Here is a 5,961-nt window from a genome sequence, read left to right on the forward strand (position 1 = left end):
ACACCCGCGCGCCAGCTGGGATCACCGCAGCGCCTTCAAGGTCGCTCTGACCAGTGCAGCGGGCGCCTCGGTCGAAATGCGAACGCGCCGGCCTTCGCCCAGTTCGACGGAGATCACGGTGCACCGATCACAGCCGTCCGCCTTCTCGTCCTTGGTGAGGACCGCCTGGGCAAAGGTTGCCTCAACCATCGGAAGGGAGGCCCCTTCGGCCTGTTCACGTCGCAGATTGCGCCGCCAGGTGTAGATCAGGCTGGTCGATACGTCCCATCGCCGGGCTACGTCCGCGACACATGCACCCGGCGCGAAGGCATCGGCCAGGATCTGGAACCGCTCCTCGTCCCGCCACCGACGCCGCCGCTCCGGCCCCGTCATCACCGTGATCTGCCCCAGGCTGCGCTCCTAAGCCCGCTCATACGAGCGCTCTTAAGACCGGTCGTTCACTCAACGGACAAGGCGGGGCTCACCGGATGGGTACGCTGCTTCAAGGTTTTACCTTCCTCCTGGCCATGCTGTCGGGGACCAATCTTGCCGTCGTGGCGTGTATCGCCGGAGCAGGGATGCGTTGGTGTGTCCGGTTTGTCGGAAAGAGGACATAGGCCGAGCCTAGCGGTGACGCTTACGTGCCGGGTTCGCCAGCCTGTTTGGTGGGGCTTGAGAGGTGGCGCGTTTCTTGCGTTGGCAAAGGCTATCGCACGGATCGGTCAGCCGACCGGGTGAGGCGGCCGGCAAGGAGATACGTCATGGCAACCTATATCAAGACCACGCGCGATGGGCGCCGGGTCGAAGTGATCGGACTTGCGGTCACGCTCGACGGGAAGCCTGAATCGATGGAGGTCAACGAAGTGCTGACCCATCCGCGCAAGGCTCAGATCCAGCACAGCGCGCCCGAGGCGACGCATGTCGCGGGGCGTATCGCGCTGACCCGTAGCGAAGCGCAGGCCGCGCGCGAGGCGCTTTACGCCAACCAGGCGCGCTTCGCCCAGGACCCCCGTTATGCTGCGGCGCGTTTTCAGGCCGCGATCAATTCCAAGGCCTGGCAAGAAGGCATCGAATAGCCGTTTCGCCAGGGCATTTCCCGTCAGGTGGAATCACCTGGGCACCTCCATTTGCCTCTCGCCAAGTGCGCCTTGCGATGATTCACTGCTGCTGAGCAGCGGGAGGGATCGATGCGGCAGGCAGGGCTTTTCGGTTTATCGGAGCACATGATGCGCCTTTCGGCAGACGGCGATCCTTGGAGGTTCTGGCTCGGGTCGTGGGTTTCGAGGCTTTTCGGCCGACCTTGACGGCGGCGCTGCCCTATTCCGACGGCGCGAAGGGCGGCCGTCCGCCCTACGATCCGGTCGTGATGCTCAAGATCCTGGTGTTGGCAGCGCAGAACAACGTAGCCGACGCGCGCATGGAATGGCTGATCCGCGATCGTCTGACTTGGCTTCGCTTCCTGGGATTTGACCTCGGGGCTGCAACGCCGGACGCGAACACGATCCGCACATTCCGCGAGCGGCTCACCAAGGCCGAGCCGCTGGAGACGATATTCGCAGACTTCGACCGGCAACTGAAGGCACGCGGCTACCTGCCGATGGGGGGGCAGATCGTNATTCCGCGAGCGGCTCACCAAGGCCGAGCCGCTGGAGACGATATTCGCAGACTTCGACCGGCAACTGAAGGCACGCGGCTACCTGCCGATGGGGGGGCAGATCGTCGATGCCAAGCTGGTCGCCGCGCCCAAGCAGCGCAACACCGAGGCTGAGGGGGCTGCAGTCAAGGAAGGCAAGACGGCCGCGGCGATATGGCCGGGTCAGCCGTTCCACCGCAGAAAACCCAAAGGGCGGTCGATCCGATGCAATCCGATCGAAAACCGCTCCAGCGTCCATACCAAGGCGGCAAAAGGCTGAGGTATCACGCCTTGGATAGGTTCAAGCGTGACCCAAGACCCGATGAGGCCTGCGCATTGCGGCCTGGTCTCAGGCGGGCGCGGGCATTGCGTCGAGCACCTGGACAAGCGCCATGCGGCGCGGATCGGCGGGGCGCTCGGCGCTGGCGGGAGCCAGACTGTCCTCGCCCGCCAGCCAGGCATCCATGCGCTGTGGCTCGGCCAGGGCCAGCGCGAGGCCCTGGTTGAGTTCGTAAAGCCCCCAGGCTAGCCCTTTGTCGCGCAGCGCCGCCTGCAGCGCGTGCTGCACCAGCGCGCGCAGGCGCAAGTGCGGCTCGGACAGCGCGACGGTGGTGTCTTCACCGCGTGCGGCGGCCTTGCATTCGGCCTGGGCGTAGGCCGCCAGCCCCCGGCAGGCGAGCGTGCGCACCGGGTGGAGCACGCAGACCCCTTCGACCAGGATCGGACACGGCGTTCCCGAGGCGAGGCGCCGGGTCTCGCTCTGTCCGCTGGTTTGCGCGTTGGTCTCGCGGATACGCGAAGCCAGCGCGAGCCGGGCGCCTTGCGGCGTGGCGTCCACCTTGCGCACGTAATCCGCCATGGCGAAGATCTCGGGCGCGGTCGCGGTGACGCGCAAGGCGCAGCAGGTCGGGCAACCCTTGGTGCAGGCCAGCGGAGGCAGTCCGCGGGTCTGCTCGTCGACATTGCTTTCGAACCAGCCAAAGGCGCGGCCCGCTAGGGCTGTGCTCATCGCCTGCGCGTCGGCGCCCGGTGCGGCGAGAATCTGGCCAAAGCCCGCGCGCATCTGCTGGAAGAATTCGATCGGCTCGCTGACCATGGCCCTGCCTCGCTTGTGGGCACCGGTTCGGCGCTCGAAGCTGGGCAGTCTAGTCAGGGCCCTTTGCAGCGCCTTGATCGCGATCAATTTGCGTTGCCAAGGCTTGGGGCTGCGAATTTCAGTCCGAAGTAATCATCACCTCTGGATGGGTGTCGGGTTCTTCGAGGTGGAGGCCGTCCTCGTCGGTCAGCGCGGCATCGCGCAGGCAGATGTCGCCCTCGTCGATCACGATCGCGAGCCGGGTGAGCGCCTTGCCCTTGGCCGGGCCGATGAAGCAGGTGCCTTCGCCCAGGTCGAACAGGTCGCCATGGGCCTTGCACTGGAGGAAGTTGCCTTCCTCATCGAGGAAATCGCCGTGCCCGCCGTCGAGTGTCTTGCCGTCGTGCGGGCAAGCGTTCTCATAGGCGTGGAACTGGCCGCCCTTGCGGGTGACGAGGATCGGCCAGGGTTGCAGAACGCCATCGCACTGGCGGGCGAGAACGAAGCCGCGCACCTCCTCTTCCTGCACCTCACGGGTTTCGCAGATCACGAAAAGGTCGGGCAGATCGGGCTGGTCGGTCATGGTCGGTCTCCTGTTGCGGGGCTGGGAACGGGAAGCGTCGTCAGGCGGGGTTGGGTGCGGGTTGGCCAAGGCGCGCAGGGTCATAGCCTTCTTCGCGCAGCACGCGGATCACCGCCTCGCGCCCGAGCATGAGGCGGTAGTGCGCAAGCAGACGGGCGGGCATCGGCACGTCGGTCATGTCGGCCCAGAAGGCGACGTAGAACACGATCGGGTCCGCCGCGCTGAACGCGCCGAGCGCGTAGCCTTGCGGATCGAGCCGGCCGGCAAGCTCTTCGAGCGCGCGGGCCGCAAGGCGGCGCCCTTCAGCCATGATCGCCGCGCAATCGCGCGCTGTGCCTGCGAACTTTTCCGGCACGAAGACGCGGGCAAAGCCTTGCGCATGAACCTCGCGCGTGACCTGTTCCATGATCGCGTGGGCGCGCGTTTGCAGCGCGGGATCGGCGGGCCAGTAGCGGCCGCGCCGGCAGTTGCGCCCCAGCCATTCGGCGATGGTCACCAGATCGGTCAGCACACGCCCGTCCTTGAGCCTCAGGCTGGGGATCGTGCCGCTGGGGTTGATCGCCCGATATTCGGGACGGTGGTTTTCGCCCGCGGGCAGGTTGACCACCGCGACTTCGAACACTTCCTCGACTTCCTCGAGCAGGATATTGGCCGCAGTCGAGCAAGTGCCGGGCGCCATGTAGAGTTTCATGAAGGCCATTGCGCGCCTCAGCGCCGGGCGAGCGAGCGCAGCATGCCCTTCACGTCGTCCTGCAGGTCCATTTCCACGGCCGGCGCGCCGAGCAGCAGGAGGTTGGCGATGAAGGCTGCATCGTTGCGCGGTTCGCTGAGCGCTTCGCGCAGGATCGGCAGGTTCTCCTCGATATGCGCCATGAAGGCGACGCCGCCTTCGCACACATCCTCCCAGCGCGCGCGGGTCCACAGCGCCTGCGGGTAGATGATCTCGCTCTTGAAGTTGGAGCCGAGCGCGCGTTCGAGAAAGCGCATCCCCACCGTCCAGGTCTCGCCGTTGCGCATCGGCGGCGGGGTAGGGTCGCCCGCGAGCATCTTCTTGCCCGCCTGCCCGACGTGATCGTCGAGCGAGACCGGCGCGGCAATTTCGCCGCGAAACGGCCAGAGGCCGACATGGCCGGGAAAGTCAGGACCAAAGCGCGCGCGCAGGGTGGCCTCGACGGTGTCCACCGCGGCGCCATCGCCTTTCATCGCGGCGGTCATGCAGAAGGCGGCGAGCGTGTCGTTGCCGATCTGGTGCGTCACGCCGCCAGCGAGTTGCTGGGGGGTGAGTGCGGGGGTGATCCCATCCTCGGGCATTTCCACCTGGCCCGCGCGCAGGGCCGAGAGGAACGCGGTGATCTCGAGCCAGGGCTGATAGGCGGCGAGGAAGGCCTCGGGGTCCACGTGGACGATGGCGAGGTTGAGCGGCTTCTTGCGTCGGGCCAGTTCGGTCATGTCGGTCATGGGCTTCTCCGGTGCTGGGCGCGTTGGGCGCCTCGCGGCAGGAAGGGGGAAGCAGCAAGCGTGCCAGCCGCCCTGCCCCTCGGGGGCCGGGCCTAGCGCCCGCGCTGGTTCCAGCCGCCGCCCATGGTGTCGACGAGGTGGATGTAGTCGAACAGGTCGCTCAGCATGAAGTGGCGGTTTTGCGGCTCCTGCATCTGTGCGCGGGTGGCCGGATCGCCCGCGCGGTAGCGCTGCGCGGTGGTGCGAAAGGCTTCCGGAAGGTGCAGGTTGAAGGGCGAGGGGCGGGTGAGCAGCGCGCAGACCTGTTCGAACAGGAGGCGGAAACGCGCATCCTCGGGCGCGCGGTAGACGGTGCCGAAAGCGGCGTCCGAGGAAGGGGCCGGCGAAGGGGCTGATCCGGGCGCGAAATCCGCCGGGTAGCGCGCGAAAAGGGCGAGATAGTCGCGGGCATCGGGGGTTCTGTCCATCGGGTGGCATCCTCGGGTGGGGCGGCTTCGGGCCGATCGCTGCGCCGGTCGTGTCGTGTTCGCGACAGGTTTGCAGGGCTTGTGTCGGGCTTCGGACACCGGCGGAAGGGGGCAGCAAGAAATGTGCCGGAGCGGGTTTGCACAGGGTGTCCGGTCGCCGGAGCAAATCGATCTTGATTAGCGTCCGGGTTGGAACATAATAGGAACAAATGAGAGTCGTTCCCGCCTTGCCCGATTCGCCGCTCCGGCCCGAAAGCCCCCGCTGGCCTACCGGGATCGCCACGCTCGACGCGGCGCTGGGAGGGGGCTTCGCGCAAGGGTGCGTGCACGAGATCTACGCCGCCGAACCCGCCGATGCGGCGGCGGCGGCCGGTTTTTCGGCGGCGCTCGCCAGTGGAATGAGTGGCCGGGCAGATGGTAGAGCGGGGCCTGGAACGGGACGGGGCCAGCGCGCCGTGCTGTGGCTGCGCGCGCGCCGTTCGGTCCAGGCGGCCGGGCTGCTCCAGGGGCGCGGCTGGGCCGAACTGGGCGGTGCGCCCGAACTGGGGCTGGTCGGCGTGGTGCCCGATACCCTGGCGCTGCTGCGCGCCGGGGTTGATGCCCTGCGCCACGCGCCGCTCGGCGCGGTGATCGTCGAGGGGTGCGGGGCGATGCGCGAGCTTGATCTGACCGCCAGCCGCCGTCTGGTGCTCGCCGCGCAAGGTTCGGGCGTGCCGCTGCTTCTGCTGCGGCTCGACGCCAGCCCCGCGCCCAGCGCCGCGCAGAC

Annotated in this window: 7 protein-coding genes and 2 pseudogenes; 3 read left to right on the forward strand and 6 right to left on the reverse strand. The window is 67.5% G+C overall.

The genetic code is table 11. The annotated features are described in order from the left end of the window. Nucleotides 1-21 precede the first annotated feature (21 nt). Nucleotides 22-372: an IS66-like element accessory protein TnpA gene (gene tnpA / locus MTR62_RS19385; protein WP_244024054.1), complete on the reverse strand. Its 351-nt coding sequence runs from the start codon at nt 370-372 to the stop codon at nt 22-24. A 368-nt stretch (nt 373-740) separates the two neighbouring features. Between tnpA and MTR62_RS19390 the strand changes: the two genes are divergently transcribed. Together MTR62_RS19390 and MTR62_RS19395 are read left to right on the forward strand one after the other, a co-directional pair. Then, entirely contained in the window at nt 741-1,055 is a 315-nt protein-coding gene (locus MTR62_RS19390; RefSeq protein ID WP_244024041.1) for a hypothetical protein, read from the forward strand. 290 nt (nt 1,056-1,345) lie between these two features. After that, nucleotides 1,346-1,480: pseudogene (locus MTR62_RS19395) on the forward strand (transposase); the annotation flags it as partial. 481 nt (nt 1,481-1,961) lie between these two features. Here MTR62_RS19395 and MTR62_RS19405 read toward each other — a convergent pair. The 5 genes from MTR62_RS19405 to MTR62_RS19425 form a co-directional block, all read right to left on the reverse strand. After that, nucleotides 1,962-2,708 (reverse strand): hypothetical protein, encoded by a 747-nt coding sequence (locus tag MTR62_RS19405; protein ID WP_244024043.1) that lies wholly within the window; start codon nt 2,706-2,708, stop codon nt 1,962-1,964. Between the two features lie 118 nt (nt 2,709-2,826). Continuing rightward, nucleotides 2,827-3,270, reverse strand: a complete 444-nt coding sequence (locus MTR62_RS19410; RefSeq protein WP_244024045.1) for a Rieske (2Fe-2S) protein — start codon at nt 3,268-3,270, stop codon at nt 2,827-2,829. Nucleotides 3,271-3,310: 40 nt separating this feature from the next. Continuing rightward, nucleotides 3,311-3,970: a glutathione S-transferase family protein gene (locus MTR62_RS19415; RefSeq protein ID WP_244024047.1), complete on the reverse strand. Its 660-nt coding sequence runs from the start codon at nt 3,968-3,970 to the stop codon at nt 3,311-3,313. Between the two features lie 8 nt (nt 3,971-3,978). After that, a complete protein-coding gene (locus tag MTR62_RS19420; RefSeq protein WP_244024050.1) occupies nt 3,979-4,728 on the reverse strand; it encodes a hypothetical protein in 750 nt (249 codons plus the stop codon). 92 nt (nt 4,729-4,820) lie between these two features. Next, entirely contained in the window at nt 4,821-5,195 is a 375-nt protein-coding gene (locus MTR62_RS19425) for a hypothetical protein (RefSeq protein ID WP_244024052.1), read from the reverse strand. 209 nt (nt 5,196-5,404) lie between these two features. Here MTR62_RS19425 and MTR62_RS19430 point away from each other — a divergent pair. Next, nucleotides 5,405-5,961 (forward strand): annotated as a pseudogene (locus tag MTR62_RS19430) (hypothetical protein); the annotation flags it as partial.

Source organism: Novosphingobium organovorum (genome assembly GCF_022832435.1).
GTDB classification, from domain to species: Bacteria; Pseudomonadota; Alphaproteobacteria; order Sphingomonadales; family Sphingomonadaceae; genus Novosphingobium; species Novosphingobium organovorum.